Source organism: Goodfellowiella coeruleoviolacea (assembly GCF_024171785.1).
In the GTDB taxonomy this organism is placed as follows: domain Bacteria; phylum Actinomycetota; class Actinomycetes; order Mycobacteriales; family Pseudonocardiaceae; genus Goodfellowiella; species Goodfellowiella coeruleoviolacea.
Genome location: NZ_JAMTCK010000007.1, coordinates 261,431 through 281,456, shown reverse-complemented (window position 1 = coordinate 281,456; position 20,026 = coordinate 261,431). Strand labels below are relative to the sequence as shown.

The window sequence follows — 20,026 nt, the reverse complement described above, 5'->3', positions numbered from 1 at the left end:
CCAACCACACCATCGGGTGAGAATTACCCGTCGCACACAACCCTGGATATCGAAAAACGAGCAGTTCAGCAGCGGTGTCACCGGACCGGTGTTGATCTTGGTCTGCTCGGGGGTGTCTACCCTGGACGGAAATTATCCGGCAAGCTCGGTTGCACTGCCGTCAGTGGCCAAGACATCGCCGGAAGGAATGGTCTCGTGCCAGCAGTTCGTAGCATCCGTCAGGAGCAACGAAGACTCTCACACGAACTGCGCGCCCAACGTCGGACATGGGTTGACATCGCCGCGGTTTTCCGCGACCGGTACCGGGTGAACGCCCGGGTCGCGCTGCGCCTGGTGCGCGGCTGGAGCCAGCGCGAGGCCGCGGAGCAGTGGAACCTGCGCTGGCCCCAGAACCCCAAGACATTCAAGAACTTCTCCTACTGGGAGCTGTGGCCCAGCCGCACCGGGCACGCGCCGTCCCTGGACGTGCTGGCCCGGCTGGCCGAACTCTACGAGTGCGGCGTGGCCGACCTGCTCTGCGACTGCGCGGACTTCCGCTCGGCGGACGCCGCCTACCAGCCACCGCGCCCGGGTGAGCGGCTGGCGGAGTTGGCCGTGGGCGGGGACGCGCCCGGCCACCTGCCGCCGCTGTCGGCCGGCCAGCCGTGGACCGAGGCGCACACCTGGATCGACCGGCTGGAACGGCTCGACGTCAACGAGATCGCCACGCTGGCCAGCGCGTGGGCCAAGACCACGGCCGACCCGGGCGGCCGGATGGCCGTGCTGCTCAAGGTGAGCGCCGGCCTGTCCCTGGCGGCCGCGGCCAGCGACCGGCCGACGCCGGAGTCCCGGGGCGATCTGGGCGGTGCCGCGCCCTCGGTGGGCAAGCCCGGCGAGGGACTGCCCGGCTTCACCGGGATCTGGCACAGCCGCCACGTCCACCCCGCCGACCCGGCGGGCACCGCGGCCCGTGTGGACGAACACTACGTGGCGATCCGCCAGGAGGGCCGGCGGTTGACCGGCGAGAGCGTGGCCACAGCGACGGCCGGGTCCAGCCTGCGGGTGGAGCTGGAGCTGTCCGGCCAGATCGCCACCGGCACCTGGCAGCTGCGCCGGGCACCGGTGGAGGGTCGGCCGAGCGTGGTCAACCACGGCGTGCTGCAGTTGGTGGTCGACCGGCGGGGCCAGCGGATGACCGGGCGCTGGGCCGGTTTCGACCACGAGTCGCGGATCAGCAGCGACGTGTGGGAGTTCGACCGGGTGGACGAGGCGCGGGCGCGCCAGTGCCCCATTCCCGACCAGGCTCCCCCGGCCGAGCCGGCCGTCCCGTGTGCACAGCGCTCGAACCGGTGAAATCACGCGGGTAGTCGGATGAACGTCCGGCCCCCGCCCGTCCGTCGGGTTGCCGTCGGCGCCAGCGCTCCTATCGTTGCAGTCTCTGGAAGTCCCGCGTGCCCGTGCGGCAAACCGCCGGCACGCACCAGGGATGGGGAGTCGGAGCTGATGCGTCTGCCGCCCGTGTTCGCCGCCGCGCTCAGCCTGGTGCTGCTGCCCGTGGGCACGCTGCTGCCCGCGTGCACGCCGGGCGAGGAGTCGGCCGCGAACACGGGCGGTTCCGCCGCCGAGGGTGCCCCCGCCGCGGCCGCACCGGCCGCGCCGCGCACCCGGTCGCTCGTGGACATCCTGCCCGGGATGCCGGCGGTCACCAACGCCGCCAACGTCTACCACGCGGCCGGACCGAACATGCTCGCGCCGTCGGTGGCCAGGGACCGGCCCGTGGTGTACGTGCCGCACGGGGATTCCGGTGAGGTGTGGCTGATCGACCCGACCAGCTTCGCGGTGGTGGCCAGGCACCGGCTCGGCGGCGCGGTGCGGCACGTGGTGCCCGGCTACGACCTGCGCACCCTGTACGCGCTCAACGAGTCCGGCGGCCAGGCGCTGCCCTTCGCGGCGGCCACGGCCACCACGGGCCGCCCGATCGACGTGCTGGCCCCGTACGACATGTACTTCACCCCGGACGGCCGCTCGGCGATCTCGGTGGCGCGACGGCTGGACACGTTGCTGTTCTACGACCCCAGGACCTGGCAGTTGCAGGGCCGCACGCGGATTCCGGCGTGCACCGGCATCAGCCACGGCGCGTTCAGCGTGGACGGTCAGCGGGTGGTGTTCACCTGCGCCTCGGCCGGCCGCCTCGCCGTGGTGGACGTGGCCACCCACGAACTGCTGCGCACGCTGGACCTGCCCGCGACCGCCGGCCCGGTGGCCCTGCGCGAGATCGCGCTTTCCCCGGACGGCAAGGCGTTCTACCTCGCCGACTCGGCCGCGGGCGGACTGTGGGTGCTCGACGGCCGGGCCGAGCGGGTGCTGCGGTTCGTGCCCACGGGTGCGGGCGCGCACGGGGTGTCCCTGGAGCGGTCGGCCAGCCGGATGTTCGTCAGCAACCACGACGCGGGCAGCGTGAGCGTGCTGGACGCCTACACCGCGGACGTGCTGGACACCTGGCGCATCCCCGACGGGGGCGGCCCGGACGCGGGCGCGGTCACCGCCGACGGCAGCCAGCTCTGGCTGACCAGTCAGGACCGCGACGAGATCTACGTGTTCTCGATCAGCACCGGCACGCTGCTGCGCCGGTTTCCGGTCGGCCGGGGGCCACACGGGCTGACCGTGTGGCCGCAGCCGGGGCGCTATTCGTTGGGGCACAACGGGATCACCCGCTAGGACGGGGTTTCCGCGAACAGCGCGAGGAACAGGTCGACGCGTTGGCGGAAGTCCGACAGGTTCACGTGCAGCAGTTCCTCCAGCCGCCGCAGCCGGTAGCGCAGGGTGTTGACGTGCACGTGCAGCTTGGCCGCGGTCACCGTCCACGACGCGTCGCAGTCCAGGAACATCCGCAGGGTGCCGACCAAATCGGAGTGGTGCTGGGCGTCGTAGTCCAGTGCCGGCCCGAGCACGCGGCGGCGCAGCGCGGCCCGCAGGTCCTCGGGCAGCGCGGACAGCAGGAACTGGTGCAGCCCGATCTCCTCCCCGCTGACCAGGCAGATCTGCTGGGCGCGCTGGCCGCCCAGCAGCCGGGCGTGGCTGGCCTCCTCCACGGCGCCGCGCAGCCGGGTCAGCGGCGCGGGTGAGCTGATGCCCAGCACCAGCCTGGTGGTGCCCAGGCCCGGCGCCAGCCCGGCGAGGCCGGCCCGCACCAGGTCGGCGGCGGCCGGGGTCCACTCGCCGGCCGGCAGCAGCGCCAGGGTCTGGCTGCCCAGTGTGCCGGTGACCGCGGGGATCCGCGCCTGCGCCAGCAGTTCGGTGACCACGTCCTCGGCCAGGCCGGCGGGTCCGCCGCTGGCGGTGGCGGCCAGCACGCGCAGCGGGCCGTCGGTGTCCAGGCCGACCGCGCCGGCGCGGGCCGCCACCTCGGCCGGGCTGGCCGCGCTGGTGAGCACCAGGCGCAGCAGTGACCCGGCTGTGCGGCTCTCCGCCCGCCTGGTCTGCACCACCCTGGCCCGTTCCAGGCCGACCAGGCTGGCCAGTTCCGCGGCCAGTTCGGCGCGGACCGTGCCGGCCCCGTCCTCGGGGCTGGCCACCGCCAGCAGCCAGCTGACCACCCGGTGGCCGCTGCGCTCGCTCACCGGCAGCAGGCACACCCGGCGCATCCCGGGAGGGCGCACGGTCTTGGGCAGCCGGTCGCTGCCGAGGAACTCGCGCACCAGGAAGCGCTGCTGGACCGGGGTCAGCTCGGCGCCGTCGCCGGCCACCACGCCACCCGCGGTGGAGAGCACCCAGCACTCCGCGCCCAGTTCGGTGGCGCCGGCCTTGACCAGCGCGGCCAACCCGTCGCCCCGGGTGATCACCGACAGCAGGCGCCGGTGCCGGCCGAGCACGTGGCCGGCGGCGTCCACCCGCGCGGCGGCCAGTTCCGCCACCACGCGGTCGGTGATGGCGGCGAAGGACAGGTCCACCGGCACCTCCAGCAGCGGGACCCGGTGGCGCTCACAGGCCCGCACCAGATCGTCCGGCAGGGCGCGTGCCTCGGTCTCGCTGGCGGCCAGCGCGGCGGCGCCGCCGGCCACCAGCGCGGCCACGAACGCGTCGCTGTCCTCGGGGGTTTCCCGCCAGAGCAGGCCGGTGACAACGAGTTCACCGCCGGACAGGTAGCGGCGGGGGTCGAGTAGTTCCGTCCCGTAGATCCGGGTGACGGGACGGTCCACCAGATCTCGGCCGGCCCGCAGGGCCAGCCGCAGTTCGGGCATGTCCAACAGGGTGCGAACCAACAACATCACGGCCTCCACGGCCTTCTGGCCAGCCGGCCCGCACCGGGTCAGCTGGCGACGTCGCGATATGGGGTTGTCGAAAGCCACGAAAACCGGGCGGGTTGGTGTCCCGGATTCATGCTTTCGTGCCCTAGCTCGGTTCCCTGGCGGCTCTGTCTACTGAATCGGCGAGACCGTGGTCCTGACGCGCTGGACCGGGGAGGTGCGCGGGCGGTGCCGAACGATTCAGGGCGAGCGAGCAGGGCCGAACCGGGTCAGGTCGTTCCAGGCGGGGCCGGGTGTCGGGTCGCCCGGTCCCGCAGGCGTGAGGGGGTGTGCTGATGACCGAGGCCGGTGGGTCGCCGAACCAACCGCCGGTCGTCCGGGCGGCGGGGCCGAGCGGTGCCGCCCGGCGCGGTCGTCATGCGTGCCGTCCATTTCACACCCTCCGAGCCGTTTTCGGTACCGCCGATGGCTTTGTTTTTCTTCCGTCCTGTGTTGACCACCGGAGCACCGGGGGCCAACCACCCGACGCGACAAGGAGTCCACTATGGACTTTCTGAGTCCGACCAGCCTGGCTGAAGCGCTGGCGGCCAAGGCGAGACAACCAGAAGCGGTGCCCATCGCCGGCGGCACCGACGTGATGGTGGAGCTGAACTTCGACCAGCGCCGGCCCAGCGCCCTGCTGGACCTCAACCGGGTGGCCGAGCTGTCCGAGTGGACCGTTGCGGGGGAACACATCCGGCTCGGCGCGACCGTGTCCTACACCCGGATCATCGACGAACTGGGCACCAGACTGCCCGGTCTGGCCATGGCCGCACGCACGGTCGGGTCCCCGCAGATCCGCAACCGGGGCAGTGTCGGCGGAAACCTGGGCGCGGCCTCACCCGCCGGTGACACCCACCCGGTGCTGCTGGCCACCGACGCCGTGGTCGAGGCGGTCTCGGTGCGCGGCACGCGGATGATCCCGGCCAGCGAGTTCTACCTTGGGGTGAAACGCAATGCGCTGGCCGCCGACGAGTTGATCGCCGCGGTGCACCTGCCGATCACCTCGGCGCCGCAGCAGTTCGCCAAGGTGGGCACGCGCAACGCCATGGTCATCGCGGTGTGCTCGGTCGCCCTCGCCCTGCACCCCGAACAGGGCCGGGTCGGCGCCGCACTGGGTTCGGCCGCGCCGACCCCGCGCCGGGCGCTGGCCGCGGAGGCGTTCCTCAGTGCGGAACTGGGTGACACCGGGCAGTGGTCCGCGCCGCGCCCGCTGCCCGGTTCGGTGGTCACGCGGTTCGGTGAACTGGTTGCCCAGGCGGCGGAACCCATCGACGACGTGCGGGGCAGCGCCGCCTACCGCAGGCACGCCCTGGCCGTGCTGGCCAGGCGCACACTGGACTGGGCGTGGCAGGACTACCTGCGCGCCGGGCACGGGGGTGAGTGATCGTGCGGGTGAACGTGACCGTCAACGGTGAACAGTGCCAGGCCGACGACGTGTGGCCCGGCGAGAGCCTGCTGTACCTGCTGCGCGAGCGGTTGGGGCTGCCCGGCGCCAAGAACGCCTGCGAGCAGGGCGAGTGCGGCTCGTGCACGGTGTACCTGGACGGTGTGCTGGTGTGCGCCTGCCTGGTGGCGGCTGGCCAGGCGCAGGGCCGCCAGGTGCGCACCGTGGAGGGCCTGGCCGACGGCGCCGAGCTGGACCCGGTGCAGCAGGCGTTCGTGGAGACCGGCGCGGTGCAGTGCGGCTTCTGCACGCCGGGTCTGGTGGTGGCCGCGCACGACCTGCTGAACCGGGTGGACCGGCCGACCGATCCGGAGATCCGCGAGGCGCTGGCGGGCAACCTGTGCCGCTGCACCGGTTACGAGAAGATCCTTGAGGCGGTCCGGCTGGCGGCCAGCAGGAGGAATCCCGGTGGACGGCCGGGCGAGGCCGCCGAGGGGGAATCCCGATGAGCCAGCGAGAGCACGTGGTGCTCGACGGCGGCGCCGTGGCCACTGTGGACGGTGCCGGCACCGAGCACGCCGTGGGCCACGTGGTGGTGGCCGGCGGCCGGATCGTCCGCGTCGGCGCCGGCCGGGCCGGCGAGCTGCCCGCCGGGCACACCCGGGTCGACGTGTCCGGGTGCCTGGTCACGCCCGGCCTGGTCAACACCCACCACCACCTCTACCAGTGGGCGAGCCGGGGCCTCGCCGCGGACAGCACCCTGTTCGAGTGGCTGGTCGAGCTGTACCCGGTGTGGCGGCACATCGACGCGGACATCACCCACGCCGCCGCCTCGGCCGGCCTGGCCCGGCTGGCCACCACCGGCTGCACCACCGCCGCCGACCACCACTACGTGTTCCCCACCGACGGCGGCGACCAGTTGGCGGCGGTGGTCAGCGCCGCCCAGCGGATCGGCGTCCGGCTGCACGCGGTGCGCGGCAGCATGGACCGGGGCCGCTCGCGCGGCGGCCTGCCGCCGGACGAGATCGTCGAGGACACCGAGGCGGCACTGCTGGCCACCGAACAGGCCATCCGCGAGCACCACGACCCCGCGCCCGACGCGCTGGTGCGCGTCGCCGTGGGACCGTGCTCCCCGTTCAGCGCGAGCCCGGAGCTGATGGCTGGCGCGGCCGACCTCGCCCGGCGGCACGGCGTGCGCCTGCACACCCACCTGGCCGAGACCCTGGACGAGGAACAGCGGTGCCTGGCCGAGTTCGGCGCCAGGCCCGTGGACCTCGCGCGGCGCCTCGGCTGGCTGGGCGAGGACGTGTGGCTGGCGCACACCGTGCACCTGTCCGCCCGGGACGTGGCCGCGCTGGCCGCGTCCGGCACCGGCGCCGCGCACTGCCCCACGTCGAACGGTCGGCTGGGCGCGGGCACCGCGCCGGTGCGGGACCTGCTCGATGCGGGTGTCGCGGTGGGACTCGGCGTGGACGGCGCCGCCTCCAACGAGTCCGGTGGCCTGGCCGAGGAACTGCGCCAGGCCCTGCTGCTGGCGCGCCAACGCGGTGGGCCCCGGGCGCTGACCGCGCGCGAGGCGCTGTGGCTGGCCACCGCGGGCGGCGCCCGCTGTCTGGGTCGGCAGGCCGAGATCGGTTCGCTGGAGCCGGGAAAGCTCGCCGACATCGCGGTGTGGCGGCTGGACGGCCTGGCGCACACCGGCATCGCCGACCCGGTGGCCGCGCTGGTGCTGGGCACGCCACCACCGCTGGCGCTGCTGCTGGTCGGCGGGCGCACGGTGGTCAGCGACGGCCGGCTGCGCACCGCGGACGAGTCCACACTGGCCGAGGCGTTGCGCGTGGCCAGCACCCAACTGGCGGAGGTGGCCCGATGACGAACCCGTCGAACCCGTCGAACCCGTCCCGCACCCGCGACACCGCGCTGTCGGCACCCGCCCGGGTGCCCACCGAGCTGACCACGTCGGTGCCCGGCGGTGTCGGCAGCAGTCCACATCGGCCGGACGCCGCCCTCAAGGTCCGCGGCGAGTTCGCCTTCGCCTCCGACCTGTGGCACGAGGACATGGTCTGGGGGGTGACCCTGCGCAGCCCCCACCCGCACGCGCTGATCCGGTCGATCGACATCACCGACGCGTTGACCGTGCCCGGGGTGCGCGCGGTGCTCACCCACACCGACGTGCCCGGCACCAACCGGTACGGCCTGGAACGTCCCGACCAGCCGGTGCTGGCCGAGGACGTGGTGCGCTACCAGGGCGAGCCCGTGGCGCTGGTGGCCGCCGACCACCCGGAGACCGCGCGCCGCGCCATGCGCCGCATCGCCGTGGACTACCAGGTGCTCGACCCGGTCGTGGACGCCGAGGCGGTGGTGGCCGGCGCCGCCCCGCTCCTGCACCCGGGCGGCAACATCGTGCGCCACCAACCGATCCGGCGCGGTGACCCGGACGCGACCGCACCGGTGGTGGTGCGCGGCACCTACCGGGTCGGCATGCAGGACCAGGCGTTCCTCGGCCCGGAGTCCGGGCTGGCCGTGCCCGCGCCGGACGGCGGGGTCGACCTGTACGTGGCGACCCAGTGGCTGCACGTGGACCAGCGCCAGGTGGCGATCGCCCTGGGCCTGCCGGTGGACCGGGTGCGGCTGACCCTGTCCGGGGTGGGCGGCGCGTTCGGTGGCCGCGAGGACCTGTCCATGCAGGTGCACGCGTGCCTGCTGGCCCTGTACACGGGCCGGCCGGTGAAGATGGTCTACAACCGGCAGGAGTCGTTCTACGGCCACGTGCACCGGCATCCGGCCACCCTGCGCTACGAGCACGGCGCCGACCGGGACGGCCGGCTGGTCTACGTGCGGGCCGAGATCTTCCTGGACGGTGGGGCGTACGCGTCCAGCACGCCCGCCGTGGTCGCCAACGCGGCCACCCTGGGCGTGGGCCCCTACGAGGTGCCCAACGTGGCCGTGGACTGCTGGGGCGTCTACACCAACAACCCGCCGTGCGGGGCGATGCGGGGCTTCGGCGCGGTGCAGGCGGCGTTCGCCTACGAGTCCCAGATGGACCGGCTCGCCGAGGCGGTCGGGGTGGGTCCGGTGGAGATCCGCCTGCGCAACGCCATGCGCCGGGGCAGCACCCTGCCCACCGGCCAGGTGGTCGACTCGGCCGCGCCCGTGGCGGAACTGCTGCGCCGGGTCGCGGCCAAACCCCTGCCGCCACCGGTGGACCCCGCCGAGGTGGACCTCCGCCAGCTGCCCGGCGGCGTGGCCAACACGACCCACGGCGAGGGCGTGGTGCGCGGTGTCGGTTATGGGGTGGGCATCAAGAACATCTGCTTCTCCGAGGGGTTTGACGACTTCTCCACCGCGCGGGTGCGCGTCGAGGCGGTCGGCGGCGAGGTGGCCGCGACCGTGCACACCGCCGCCTGCGAGGTCGGCCAGGGCCTGGTGACGGTGCTGCAGCAGATCGTGCGCACCGAGTTGGGCGTGCGCCGGGTGAGCGTCCTGCCGATGGACACCAGCATCGGCGACGCCGGTTCCACGTCGGCGTCCCGGCAGACCTACATGACCGGCGGGGCGGTGCGCGCGGCCAGCCACGCCGTGCGGGACCGGCTGCTGGCCATGGCCGCGGCCGAACTCGGCGCCACCGCGACCGACCTGGTGCTGGCCGGCGGTGCCGTGCTGTCCACACGCGATGGTGCGGCCGTGGACCTGGCCGCGCTGCTCGGTGCGGACGCGGTCGAGCGGACCGCGGAGTGGCGGCACCGGGCCACCGAGGCGGTCGACCCGGTGACCGGGCAGGGCAACGCGCACGTGCAGTACGGGTTCGCCGCGCACCGGGCCGTGGTGGACGTGGACACGGAACTGGGCCTGGTGCGGGTGGTGGAGCTGGCCTGCGCCCAGGACGTGGGCCGGGCCATGAACCCGCAGGCCGTGCTCGGCCAGATCCAGGGCGGCTCCGCCCAGGGGCTCGGGCTGGCCGTCATGGAGGAGATCCAGATCAGCGCGGGCCGCATCCGCAACCCGTCGTTCACCGACTACCTGATCCCCACCGTGCTCGACATGCCACCGATGCGCATCGACGTGCTCGAACTGGCCGACGAGCACGCGCCGTACGGGTTGCGCGGGGTGGGCGAGCCGCCGACGATCTCGTCCACCCCGGCGATCGTCGCGGCCATCCGCGCGGCCACCGGTCTGGCGCTCACCCGGGTGCCGGTTCGCCCGGAGCACATCACCGGCACCTGAACCCGGACAGTCCACTGTGGAATGTGGTCGTCGTTGGCTGGGCCGGCCAGCACAACCGGCGGCCCCGACGGTTGTGGGAGCGGCACAATGGCACTGATCTTCCTGAACGGCGGCGGCATGCGCGGCGGGCCGCTGCACCACCAGTTGCGCGGCACTCCCCTGGTGCGGGTGGCCAGCAGCGCGCCGAAGTACCGGTACTTCTCGGTGGGCGACCGGTTCCCGGCCATGCACGAGGTGCCGACGGGTGGCGGCAGCGTGGTCGGCGAGGTCTACGACATCTCCCTCGCGGTGCTGGGCGAGCACCTGCTGCCGGCCGAACCGCCCGAGTTGGAACTGGGCGTCGTCGAACTCGCCGACGGCACGCCCTGTCTGGCCACGGTGCTGCGCCGGGAGTACGTGGCCAGCCCGGAGCTGATCGACATCACCGACATCGGCGACTGGCGGGCCTACCTGGCCCGCCGGGACGCGTCCGGCGGCCCGGGCTGACCCGGGCGCACCCGGTCGGCCGGATCGCGGGAGATGTCCGGCGGGCCCGGCCCGGCCCCACACCCGGCGCGGCTAGCACGCGTCCCGTGATCCGCGCAACCGGCGATCCACAGGGCGGTCGAGTTGTCCACAGCCGGTGTCGGCGGCCTGGGATTCGCTGGGTGGGGTGGATAGGCTGAACCTGGGGTCGCCCCCGGGTGGGCGGGGGACTGACCCGGGGCTCGCACGAAATCGGGGCACGCGGGCCGCACGCAAGCAGCAGCGCGGTGCGCGTGCGGTCCAGGTGGTGGGGCATCGCCGCGGTCGGCCGCACGGCGCCCGGTTCGGCGGGCGACGTCGACTCGGTCACGGCGGTTCCCGGCGCACACCCGCACCCAATAGGTATACCGGTATTACTATCGATGACATGGTACGGGTGCCGTTGAGCCAGTCGGACCGGGAACGCGGCGAACGCCTCGGCGAGGCACTGCGCAGGGCCAGGGGTGCCCGCAGCATGGTGGAGGTCGCCTCAGCCGCCGGCATCTCCCCGGAGACCCTGCGCAAGATCGAGCGCGGCCGGATTCCCACACCGGCCTTCTTCACCGTGCTCGCCGTGGCCAACGCGGTGGGCATCTCCCTGGACGCGCTCAGCACCGAGGTGGCGGCCACCACCGGCTGCTGGGACGCCGACCCGCTGTCGGCATAGGGCGGGTCCGGTGCGTGGGTGAGCCGCGGCCGCGGCGGCCGAGCCCATCCGGCACAACGAGCGGGCCGGCGCCGGAGGTCTTCCTGGCGCCGGCCCGCTGGCCGCGACCGGTCGGTCAGAACGCGGTGGCCGACCGGAGACGACGCCAGGCCACGACCGCCAGCACCGCTGTCAGCACGAGGTAGATGCCCAGCTCGATCAACTGGAACGTGCCCTCCCTGGCCACCGGCTGGTAGTCGTAGAAGGCGCTGACCACCCCGTGCTGGCGCAGGCACTCGGAGGCTATTGCCCCAGTGTCGTCGAAGCACGCGGCGGGTGTCGGGATCTCGTTGCCCGCGGCGTCGAGGTGTCCGCCACCCATGATCACGTTGGCGGAGAAGCCACCCGGCGGTGTGTCCACCGGAGCGTCCAGCAGCCTGGTGCGCCGCAGCGGCGGCAGGAAGTGCACGCGGGGGTACTCGGCGATGACGTACCGGACGGCGGCGAACCCGACCAGGGTGATCGCCACCGCCACCAGGGTGCGGCGCGCCACCGCCCCGGCAGCGACGCCCAGCGCGAACCCGAACAGCGCGTAGGCGACCTGGAGCGACGGTGCGGCCTCGAACGTGGTGCTGAACGGTTGGAGCACCAGCTCGATCGCGTCGCCACCGCCGACAGCGGTTTCCCGGATCGCCTTCAGTCCCCGGACCAGACTGCTGGTGGCCACCCCGTACACGGCGTAGAGCAGCACCACGAGCGCACCCAGCGACGCCACCTTGCTCACCAGCCACCGCCGAGGTGAGACGTCCTGGAGCCACACCAGCAGGTGCGTGCGCTGCTCGTACTCCCGCGACACCAGGGGGGCACCCCAGAACACCGCGACGATCCCGGACAACACCGGAAGCCCGTACAGCAGCAGCCTTCTCGCGTGGGTGACCAGTGCCTTGCGCTGGTCGACGAAGTCCGGCGGGCACCCGTTCTGGTCGCAGCGAGCGGCCAGGTCGTTGGCCTGCGTAGCCAGTGCCAGCGCGGCGACCACCACCGCCGCGACGACCAGCACGGTCGTGGTGATCACCACCCGGTGCTGCCGCCAGGCCAGCCAGGCCAGATCCGCGAAGTGCGCGCCGGACCGGAGTTCGGCGGCCGGTCCGGGCTTGTCACCGACGGGCGCGCCACGTCGGGCGCCGACCCTGACGTTCATGACACAACTCTCCTGTTCTGCGCGCCGGAGGACCAGGCTCGGCAGCACTGGTGCGCCGCGTGGCGGACTGACATCGCCAGGTCGCTCTCGACTGTCCACATCAGACGGTGTTGCCCCGGCGGACCCGGTGCCAGGCCACGAGCGCCAGGACCGCGGTCAGCACCAGGTAGATGCCCAACTCGATCAGGTGGAACACGGCCAGCCGGCCGATCGGCTGGTAGTCGGTGACGTGGGCGACGATGCCGTGATCGGCAAGGCAGGACGCGCGGTCCACGGTGTTGCCGGCACAGTCCACCGGCATGGTCGACACGGTGCCGACCGCGTCCTGGAAACCCCCGGCCACGAACAGATCCCCGGTTCCCGCCTGCCACGGATCAGCGACCACGCCGGCCAGCGCGGGCACCACGACCGACAGCACGGCGGCCGGTGCTGGCGCCAGGTCAGCCAGACCAGGTCCACGAACCGGGCGCCGCCGCGCCGGAGGGCACCGGATTCGGTGGTGGCCAGCGTGGCGCTGCTCATGCCTCGCCCTCGCCGGCTGTGCGCACCTTCTTCAGCTGGGCGAGGACGAACTCCTCCAGCGTCACCGGGCGGGTCGTCCACGGCGCGTCCACCGGAGGCACCGGCCCGGTCTCCGGGAGCCGGACCAGGAACACGGACTGGTTGTCGGTGTGGCTGGCCCACACCACCTGTCCGGGCCCGGGCGGGACGTCCGCGCGCGGGCCCACGTAGTGCAGGTGGTTCTCCAGCAGGGTGTCGATCTCGCCGGCGGCCAGCAGCCGGCCCTTGGCGAGCAGGAGCAGGTGGTCGGCCACGCCGACGAGTTCGCCGACCACGTGCGTGGACAGCAGCACGGTCATGCCGGTGTCGGCGGCCTCGGTGAGCAGTTCGGCCGTGACCTCGCTGCGGGCCAGCGGGTCCAGAGTGGACACTGGCTCGTCGAGCAGCAGCACGGAAGGCCGGGAGCCCAGGGCGATGGCGAAGTTGACCTGGGCCTGCTGGCCGCCGGAGAGCCGGCCGCAGGCCCGGTCGAGCGGAATGTCGAAGCGGCGCAGCCAGCGCAGCGCGCGCTCCTGGTCCCACACGCGGTTGAGCCGGGCGCCGACCTGGAGCATGTCGGCGACGCTGAAGTACCGGTAGAGCGGTTTCTCCTGGGCGACAAAAGCGATCCGCGCTCCGTCGGCGCCGCCCTGCCCGGTGCTGGGCAGGGTGAGGTGTCCGGCGGTCGGGGTGAGCAACCCGGCGAGGATGCTCAGCAGGGTGGTCTTGCCGGCCCCGTTCATGCCCACCAGCGCGGTCACACTGCCCGCCGGCAGGGTGAAGGAGCAGTCGCGCAGCGCCCAGGTGTTGTCGCGTCCACCCCGGTAGCGCTTGCCGAGCCCGGTCACGGTTAACACCGTGTCCCGGCCGTCCGTCGTGGCTGGGTCAGACCCAGCGGCGAGCTTGAGGTTCACTGGCTGCTTCCCCTGTTGTTGTCGGCGAGGACCGCGCTCAGCAGCGCCTGGATGTCCTCGTTGTCCAGCCCGGCCGCGTGCGCGCCGGACACCCACTTCTCCAGTTGCTCCCGCAGTTCGGTCATGGCCTGGCGCGGTCCAGCCCCCGGCGACGCCTTGACGAACGTGCCCGAGCCCTGCCGCGCCTCGACCAGCCCGGCCAGCTCCAGTTCGCGGTACGCCTTCAGCACCGTGTTGGCGTTCACCCCGCTGGTGGCCACGACCTCGCGCACGGTCGGCAGCCGGTCCCCCGGCCGCAGCCAGCCCAGCCGCAGGGCCTCCCGCACCTGTTGCATGAGCTGCCGGTAGGCCGGGAGGCCGCTGGCCCGGTCAACCCGGAGTTCGACCACGCCGCCTCCCGAAATTGTGCTAGTTAACTAAGACACTAGAGAACTTAGCACCGGACGGCCGCTCGGACGCCGGGCGGGGTGCGATCACGGGGCGACCTTGGCGTTGCTTCCACTCGCGGCACCGACTTGTCCACAGGGACAGGAGTTGTCCACAGGCCCGGCCGAAGCCCTGGGCTCCATTGGGTGGCGCCGATAGGCTGGACCTGGGGTCGCCCCCGGGTGGGCGGGGGACTACCCCGTGAACGATCGAGAACCGCAGGCGACGACGGCATGACAACGGCCCCGCCGGAGAGGTTCCGACGGGGCCGGGATGGGGACTTGTCAGCGGTCAGACCGGGGTGGCGCCGGGCGCCGCTGGGCCGACCGGATCAGTGGGTCGGGGAAACTCAGAACCACCAGCGCTGGTTCAGGCCGCCGTTGTAGGGCCACACCGTGACCCGGTTGTGCGGGACGCCGTCGGTGTAGTCCTGGTCGAGCACGTACTCGGTGGCGAAGTTCACCACGAAGATCGAGCCGTCCGCGTCCTCGTACAGCCACCACCGCTGGTTGTCGTTGCCGTTGCACGGCCAGGCGAGCAGGTTGGTGTGCGGGACGCCGTCGGTGAAGTCCTGGTCCAGGCAGTGGCCGCTGGCGGCGTTGGTCAGCACGACCGAGTAGTCGCTCTCCCGGACGTCCAGGTTCCACTGCTGGTTGGCGCCGCCGTTGCAGGTCCACGCGGTGACCGCGGTGTGCGGGGTGCCGTCGCTGTAGTCCTGGTCCAGGCACCCGCCGCTGGCGATGTTGCTGAACACGAACGGCCCGAGCACCGCGCTCGCGGACAGCTCGCCGCTCTTGAGCTTGGCGCCGAGGTTGACCAGCTTGCCGGGAACCTTGGCCTCCTGCTCGGCCTGGGCCGGTCCGGCCAGGGCGAGCGCACCGAACAGGGCCGCCGTGACGGACAGCAGGGCCGCCCGTACCAGTTTCCTCATCACGTTTTCCTTTGTTTCGAAGCGGTTCGAATCACAAATCGACACCCGCTGGATCGAACGCGAAAACCAGCGGGGAAGGTCGCCGCACGAATGTGCGGGGAACGTCACCGGAATCATGCCGGTGACCGCTGCGGCCGCGCAGCCGAATAAATTCGCGAGTCAGCCGGTCAGCCGCGAATGGGTTCGCTCATGGCTCGATGCCGGTGCCCCGGGCCGACGCGCACGGCACGGCCGGCCGAACGCTGCGCGCCCGGCCAGGCAAAGCCTCGTCCGACATCGCCATCCGGAAAACGCGCATGGCGGAAAATGGCCCAACGAACAAGCTGCCCCCTCGTTCCATCAGCACCCGATGATCAGATCGCCGGGCAGCGCACGGACGTTACCGATCTTTTGGCACCACTTTCCCCACCCCGACCGGTAACGCCGGACCGCGTCGCGGCGACATCCGCCGGGGACCACCAGTTCGTTCGACCGCAACGACCGGAGACCGGAGAGAGCCGCCATGTCCACCAAGGCACGTGCCGCACTGCTCACCGCGGGCACCCTGTTCCTGCTGACCGCGGTGGCCCTGTGTCTGATCCCGCAGGCCGGCGCCGGCGTGCTGCTGGCCATGGTCGCGGCCTACGCGCTGGTCGGGGTGGCCCTCGCGCCCCACCCGGCGGCCTCGCCCGCGCGACGCTGACCCGGTACCCGCACCACGCCGGACCGCCGCGACACCACCGGGAAACGCGCCACTGAACGCGACGAAGGGTGGCGTTCCCCGCGTGATGGGAAACGCCACCCTCGGTGGAGTTCGCGATCCTGGTCCAGCCGGTACGACGTGAGTCGGCACGACTTCAGCCGGCACGACTTCAGCCGGCACGACTTCAGTCAGCACGACTTCAGCCGGTACGGCTTCGGCCAGCAGGATCCAGCCAGCGGAATTCGGTCAGCAGGATCCGTTGCGGACGGCCCGACTCAGCCCTCCTCGGACTTCAGCCGCTGCAACAGCAGGCGCTTGCCCTGCTCGCCCGCTTTCTTGTTGTTCTCCTGGATCTTGCGGAACCAGGTGACGAGTTCCTCGTCGCCCTGCCGCTCGGCGTCCTTGATGTAGGTCTCCATCTGCCAGGCGTACTTGAGGGAGTCCGACACCACGTTGACCAGATCGTAGTTCTTGTCCTTGACGGGGCTCTCCGGCTGCGCCACGAAACTCTCCCTTCTCTCTCGCCACTCAGGGCTGCCCACTGCGCGGTGGATGAAACCCGGACCGGTGAACTCGGGGTTCACCAAAACGTGCGGTGTTCGACAACCCGGCCCCGTCCTCGCCGTATGATCGATTCGTGTCGGACGCCGGCCGCCCTCGGCCAACACTGGAAGAGGTAGCCGCTGCCGCCGGGGTGTCCCGGGGCACCGCCTCACGGGTGGTCAACGGCTCGGAGCATGTCAGCCAGAGCGCCAAGACCGCGGTGCTGGACGCCATCGCGCGGCTGGGCTACGTGCCCAACCTGGCCGCCCGCAGCCTGGTCACCCGTCGCGCCGACTCGATCGCGCTGGTGGTGTCCGAACCCGAGTCGCGGGTGTTCTCCGAGCCGTTCTTCGCCGGTCTGCTGCGCGGGGTCAGCCAGGAACTGGCCGGATCGGGCCTGCAGCTGGTGCTGGTGATGGCCTGGACCACCAAGGAGCACGACCAGATCGAGCAGTACGTCCGAAATGGTCACGTGGACGGCGTGCTGCTGGTGTCGGTGCACGGGGACGACCCGCTGCCGCGCCGCCTGGTCGAGTTCGGCGCGCCGGTGATGATGGCCGGGCGCCCGCTGTCCGCCGACTCGCCGATCTCCTTTGTCGACTGCGACAACGTGGGTGGTGCCCAGGCCGCCACCAACCACCTCTACGCGCAGGGGCGGCGCCGGATCGCGGCGATCTGCGGTCCGCCCGACCTGGCGGCCAGTGTGGACCGGCTCACCGGTTACCGCGCGGCACTGCGCAACCGGCGCTCGGTGCCCCGCGACCTGGTCGCCGCCGGCGACTTCAGCCTGGCCAGCGGTGAGCACGCGATGGCCACCCTGTTGGAGCGCGACCCCCACCTGGACGCGGTGTTCGCGGCCAGTGACCCGATGGCCATCGGGGCGCTGCGCGCGCTGCGGGCCGCGGGCCGGCGGGTGCCCGACGACGTGGCCGTGATCGGCTTTGACAACTCCGAGGCCGCCGCGCACACCGAGCCGCCGCTGACCTCGGTGCACCAGCCGGTCAGCCTGATGGGCCGGGAGCTGGTGCGGGCCCTGCTCGAACAGATCGCCACCGGCCGGTCCGAGAGCACCCGGACGGTGCGGACGGTGCTGCCCACCGAGCTGATCATCCGCGAGTCGGCCTGAGCCGGTCGGGCGGCCGCGCCGGCCGGCCGGGCCCGGTCAGTCGTCCGGGTGGACTAAACACCCATCGAGCAGGCACGATCAGGGTGCCATGACGCTCACCGACCACGTGCCGACCAGTCCTGACCCGGACGGTCTCTTCGACGCCTTCACCGCCTGGGCCGCCGACCAGGGCCTGACGCTCTACCCTGCCCAGCAGGAGGCGCTGATCGAGATCGTCTCCGGCTCGAATGTCATCCTCAACACACCCACCGGCTCGGGCAAGAGCCTGGTCGCCACCGGCGCCCACTTCACCGCGCTGGCCCTGGGCCAGCGCAGCTTCTACACCGCGCCGATCAAGGCGCTGGTGTCGGAGAAGTTCTTCGCGCTGTGCGCGATCTTCGGTGCCGAGAACGTGGGCATGATGACCGGTGACGCCAGCGTCAACGAGTCGGCCCCGATCATCTGCTGCACCGCCGAGATCCTGGCCAACATCGCGCTGCGCGACGGCGCCGACGCCGACGTCGGCCAGGTGATCATGGACGAGTTCCACTTCTACGCCGACCCGGACCGGGGCTGGGCGTGGCAGGTGCCGCTGCTGGAGCTGCCGAGAACCCAGTTCGTGCTGATGTCGGCGACCCTGGGCGATGTCAGCTTCTTCGAGAAGGACCTGACCCGGCGCACCGGGCGGTCGACCGCGGTGGTGAAGTCGGCCGACCGGCCGGTGCCGCTGATGTTCCGGTACGTGACCACGCCGCTGCACGAGACCATCGAGGAACTGCTGTCCACGCACGGGGCCCCGATCTACGCGGTGCACTTCACCCAGGCCGCGGCCCTGGAGCGGGCCCAGGCGCTGATGAGCATCAACGTGTGCACCCGGGCCGAGAAGGACGCCATCGCCGAGCTGATCGGCAACTTCCGGTTCACCGCCGGGTTCGGCAAGACCCTGTCCCGGCTGGTCCGGCACGGCATCGGCGTGCACCACGCCGGCATGCTGCCCAAGTACCGGCGGCTGGTCGAACTGCTCGCGCAGGCCGGGCTGCTCAAGGTCATCTGCGGTACCGACACCCTGGGCGTTGGCATCAACGTGCCGATCCGCACGGTGGTGTTCACCGCGCTGAGCAAGTACGACGGTGTGCGCACCCGGCACCTCAAGGCCCGGGAGTTCCACCAGATCGCCGGGCGGGCCGGGCGGGCCGGCTACGACACCGTGGGCAACGTGGTGGTGCAGGCGCCCGAGCACGTGGTCGAGAACGAGCGGGCGCTGGCCAAGGCCGGTGACGACCCCAAGAAGCGGCGCAAGGTGGTGCGCAAGAAGCCGCCCGAGGGGTTCGTGTCCTGGGGCGAGCCCACCTACGAGCGGCTGATCGCGGCCGAGCCCGAGCCGTTGACCTCCAGTTTCCAGGTCAGCCACTCGATGCTGCTGAACGTGATCAACCGGCCGGGCGACGCGTTCGAGGGCATGCGCCACCTGCTCACCGACAACCACGAGGACCGCAAGTCCCAGCTCAGGCTGATCCGCCGGGCCATCGCCATCTACCGGGCGCTGCTGGCCGCCGGGGTGGTCGAGCGGCTGGACGAGCCCGACGAGGAGGGCCGGCGGGTGCGCATCACCGTCGACCTCCAGTTCGACTTCGCGCTCAACCAGCCGCTGTCCCCGTTCGCGCTGGCCGCGATCGAGCTGCTGGACAAGGAGTCGCCCAGTTACGCGCTGGACGTGCTCTCGGTGATCGAGGCCACGCTGGACGACCCCAAGCAGGTGCTGTCCGCCCAGCAGTTCAAGGCGCGCGGCGAGGCCGTGGCCGCGATGAAGGCCGAGGGCATCGAGTACGACCAGCGGATGGACCTGCTGGAGTCGGTCACCCACCCCAAGCCGCTGGCCGAGCTGCTGGAGGCCGCGTACACCACCTACCGGCGCGGCCACCCCTGGGTGGCCGACTACCAGCTGGCGCCCAAGTCGGTGGTCCGCGACATGTACGAGCGGGCCATGACGTTCGTGGAGTACGTGGGCTTCTACGGGCTGGCCCGGTCCGAGGGGCTGGTGCTGCGGTACCTGGCCGACGCGTACAAGGCGCTGCGGCAGACCGTGCCCGAGGACGCCAAGACCGAGGAACTCAACGATGTGATCGAGTGGCTGGGCGAGCTGGTCCGCCAGGTCGACTCCAGCCTGCTCGACGAGTGGGAGCGGCTGCGCAACCCGGGCGAGGAGACGGCCGCCGCCCCGATCGACGAGCGCCCGCCCGCGGTCACCAGCAACATCCGGGCGTTCCGGGTGCTGGTCCGCAACGCCCTGTTCCACCGGGTGAAGCTGGCCGCCCAGCGCCGCTACGACGAGCTGGGCGAGCTGGACGCCGAGTCCGGGTGGGACGCCGAGCAGTGGGAGCAGGCGCTGGAGTCCTATTTCGACGTCCACGACGAGATCGGCACCGGCCCGGACGCACGCGGCCCCGGCCTGCTCATCATCGACCCACAGCCGGAGCGGTGGACCGTGCGGCAGATCTTCGACGACCCGGCCGGTGACCACGACTGGGGCATCAGCGCCGAGGTCGACCTGCCCGCCTCGGACGAGGCGGGCACCGCGGTCATCCGGATCACCGACGTCAACCAGCTCTGACCGGGCCCGGCCGGGTTGGCCGGGCCCCGCGGGGGTACCCGGGGACC

At 72.2% G+C, this 20,026-nt stretch carries 18 protein-coding genes; 11 read left to right on the top strand and 7 right to left on the bottom strand.

Annotation, left to right across the window (positions count from 1 at the left end; genetic code table 11):
- The first annotated feature begins 195 nt into the window (after positions 1 to 195).
- Positions 196 to 1,332 (top strand): hypothetical protein, encoded by a 1,137-nt coding sequence (locus LX83_RS17240; protein WP_253772521.1) that lies wholly within the window; start codon positions 196 to 198, stop codon positions 1,330 to 1,332.
- Between the two features lie 150 nt (positions 1,333 to 1,482).
- Positions 1,483 to 2,697: a YncE family protein gene (locus tag LX83_RS17235; protein ID WP_253772519.1), complete on the top strand. Its 1,215-nt coding sequence runs from the start codon at positions 1,483 to 1,485 to the stop codon at positions 2,695 to 2,697.
- Here LX83_RS17235 and LX83_RS17230 read toward each other — a convergent pair.
- Positions 2,694 to 4,247, bottom strand: coding sequence for a PucR family transcriptional regulator (locus LX83_RS17230; RefSeq protein WP_253772517.1), 1,554 nt, complete (start codon positions 4,245 to 4,247; stop codon positions 2,694 to 2,696). The two genes, LX83_RS17235 and LX83_RS17230, sit on opposite strands and share 4 nt — an antisense overlap.
- Before the next feature lie 523 nt (positions 4,248 to 4,770).
- On the opposite strand from LX83_RS17230, the gene LX83_RS17225 reads away from it, so the two are divergent.
- From LX83_RS17225 to LX83_RS17200, 6 genes are all read left to right on the top strand, one after another.
- Entirely contained in the window at positions 4,771 to 5,652 is an 882-nt protein-coding gene (locus tag LX83_RS17225) for an FAD binding domain-containing protein (RefSeq protein ID WP_253772515.1), read from the top strand.
- 2 nt (positions 5,653 to 5,654) lie between these two features.
- Positions 5,655 to 6,161, top strand: a complete 507-nt coding sequence (locus tag LX83_RS17220; RefSeq protein ID WP_253772513.1) for a (2Fe-2S)-binding protein — start codon at positions 5,655 to 5,657, stop codon at positions 6,159 to 6,161.
- On the top strand, positions 6,158 to 7,525 hold the full coding sequence (locus LX83_RS17215; RefSeq protein ID WP_253772511.1) for an 8-oxoguanine deaminase: 1,368 nt from the start codon (positions 6,158 to 6,160) through the stop codon (positions 7,523 to 7,525). Before LX83_RS17220 ends, LX83_RS17215 begins: the two co-directional genes overlap by 4 nt.
- Positions 7,522 to 9,876 (top strand): xanthine dehydrogenase subunit D, encoded by a 2,355-nt coding sequence (gene pucD, locus LX83_RS17210; protein ID WP_253772509.1) that lies wholly within the window; start codon positions 7,522 to 7,524, stop codon positions 9,874 to 9,876. Before LX83_RS17215 ends, pucD begins: the two co-directional genes overlap by 4 nt.
- Positions 9,877 to 9,963: 87 nt before the next feature.
- Positions 9,964 to 10,362, top strand: coding sequence for an allophanate hydrolase-related protein (locus LX83_RS17205; protein WP_253772508.1), 399 nt, complete (start codon positions 9,964 to 9,966; stop codon positions 10,360 to 10,362).
- A gap of 406 nt (positions 10,363 to 10,768) precedes the next feature.
- Complete coding sequence (locus tag LX83_RS17200; protein ID WP_253772506.1) at positions 10,769 to 11,047, top strand: helix-turn-helix domain-containing protein; 279 nt, start codon at positions 10,769 to 10,771, stop codon at positions 11,045 to 11,047.
- 115 nt (positions 11,048 to 11,162) lie between these two features.
- Here LX83_RS17200 and LX83_RS17195 read toward each other — a convergent pair whose 3' ends face one another.
- The 5 genes from LX83_RS17195 to LX83_RS17175 all read right to left on the bottom strand — a co-directional run bounded on the left by LX83_RS17195 (position 11,163) and on the right by LX83_RS17175 (position 15,038).
- A complete protein-coding gene (locus tag LX83_RS17195; protein WP_253772504.1) occupies positions 11,163 to 12,227 on the bottom strand; it encodes a hypothetical protein in 1,065 nt (354 codons plus the stop codon).
- Positions 12,228 to 12,327: 100 nt separating this feature from the next.
- A complete protein-coding gene (locus LX83_RS17190) occupies positions 12,328 to 12,645 on the bottom strand; it encodes a hypothetical protein (RefSeq protein ID WP_253772501.1) in 318 nt (105 codons plus the stop codon).
- Between the two features lie 100 nt (positions 12,646 to 12,745).
- Positions 12,746 to 13,615, bottom strand: coding sequence for an ABC transporter ATP-binding protein (locus LX83_RS17185; RefSeq protein ID WP_253772499.1), 870 nt, complete (start codon positions 13,613 to 13,615; stop codon positions 12,746 to 12,748).
- A gap of 62 nt (positions 13,616 to 13,677) precedes the next feature.
- The gene (locus LX83_RS17180; protein ID WP_253772497.1) at positions 13,678 to 14,070 is read right to left on the bottom strand and encodes a GntR family transcriptional regulator; all 393 of its coding nucleotides are present in this window, start codon (positions 14,068 to 14,070) and stop codon (positions 13,678 to 13,680) included.
- 386 nt (positions 14,071 to 14,456) lie between these two features.
- Positions 14,457 to 15,038 (bottom strand): RICIN domain-containing protein, encoded by a 582-nt coding sequence (locus LX83_RS17175; protein WP_253772495.1) that lies wholly within the window; start codon positions 15,036 to 15,038, stop codon positions 14,457 to 14,459.
- A 502-nt stretch (positions 15,039 to 15,540) separates the two neighbouring features.
- On the opposite strand from LX83_RS17175, the gene LX83_RS17170 reads away from it, so the two are divergent.
- Positions 15,541 to 15,720, top strand: coding sequence for a hypothetical protein (locus tag LX83_RS17170; RefSeq protein WP_253772493.1), 180 nt, complete (start codon positions 15,541 to 15,543; stop codon positions 15,718 to 15,720).
- 275 nt (positions 15,721 to 15,995) lie between these two features.
- Here the strand turns inward: LX83_RS17170 and LX83_RS17165 are convergent, their stop codons facing one another.
- On the bottom strand, positions 15,996 to 16,223 hold the full coding sequence (locus LX83_RS17165; RefSeq protein WP_253772491.1) for a hypothetical protein: 228 nt from the start codon (positions 16,221 to 16,223) through the stop codon (positions 15,996 to 15,998).
- A gap of 134 nt (positions 16,224 to 16,357) precedes the next feature.
- On the opposite strand from LX83_RS17165, the gene LX83_RS17160 reads away from it, so the two are divergent.
- Positions 16,358 to 17,389: a LacI family DNA-binding transcriptional regulator gene (locus LX83_RS17160; protein WP_253772489.1), complete on the top strand. Its 1,032-nt coding sequence runs from the start codon at positions 16,358 to 16,360 to the stop codon at positions 17,387 to 17,389.
- An 88-nt stretch (positions 17,390 to 17,477) separates the two neighbouring features.
- The gene (locus LX83_RS17155; RefSeq protein WP_253772486.1) at positions 17,478 to 19,979 is read left to right on the top strand and encodes a DEAD/DEAH box helicase; all 2,502 of its coding nucleotides are present in this window, start codon (positions 17,478 to 17,480) and stop codon (positions 19,977 to 19,979) included.
- Positions 19,980 to 20,026 lie beyond the last annotated feature (47 nt).

Excerpts from the sequence above, each read along its gene's own strand:
- LX83_RS17235 (WP_253772519.1), top strand. The coding sequence starts at position 1,483 with ATGCGTCTGCCGCCCGTGTTCGCCGCCGCGCTCAGCCTGGTGCTGCTG.
- LX83_RS17230 (WP_253772517.1), bottom strand. The coding sequence starts at position 4,247 with ATGTTGTTGGTTCGCACCCTGTTGGACATGCCCGAACTGCGGCTGGCC.
- LX83_RS17225 (WP_253772515.1), top strand. The coding sequence starts at position 4,771 with ATGGACTTTCTGAGTCCGACCAGCCTGGCTGAAGCGCTGGCGGCCAAG.
- LX83_RS17215 (WP_253772511.1), top strand. The coding sequence starts at position 6,158 with ATGAGCCAGCGAGAGCACGTGGTGCTCGACGGCGGCGCCGTGGCCACT.
- pucD (WP_253772509.1), top strand. The coding sequence starts at position 7,522 with ATGACGAACCCGTCGAACCCGTCGAACCCGTCCCGCACCCGCGACACC.
- LX83_RS17205 (WP_253772508.1), top strand. The coding sequence starts at position 9,964 with ATGGCACTGATCTTCCTGAACGGCGGCGGCATGCGCGGCGGGCCGCTG.
- LX83_RS17200 (WP_253772506.1), top strand. The coding sequence starts at position 10,769 with ATGGTACGGGTGCCGTTGAGCCAGTCGGACCGGGAACGCGGCGAACGC.
- LX83_RS17195 (WP_253772504.1), bottom strand. The coding sequence starts at position 12,227 with ATGAACGTCAGGGTCGGCGCCCGACGTGGCGCGCCCGTCGGTGACAAG.
- LX83_RS17175 (WP_253772495.1), bottom strand. The coding sequence starts at position 15,038 with ATGAGGAAACTGGTACGGGCGGCCCTGCTGTCCGTCACGGCGGCCCTG.
- LX83_RS17170 (WP_253772493.1), top strand. The coding sequence starts at position 15,541 with ATGTCCACCAAGGCACGTGCCGCACTGCTCACCGCGGGCACCCTGTTC.
- LX83_RS17155 (WP_253772486.1), top strand. The coding sequence starts at position 17,478 with ATGACGCTCACCGACCACGTGCCGACCAGTCCTGACCCGGACGGTCTC.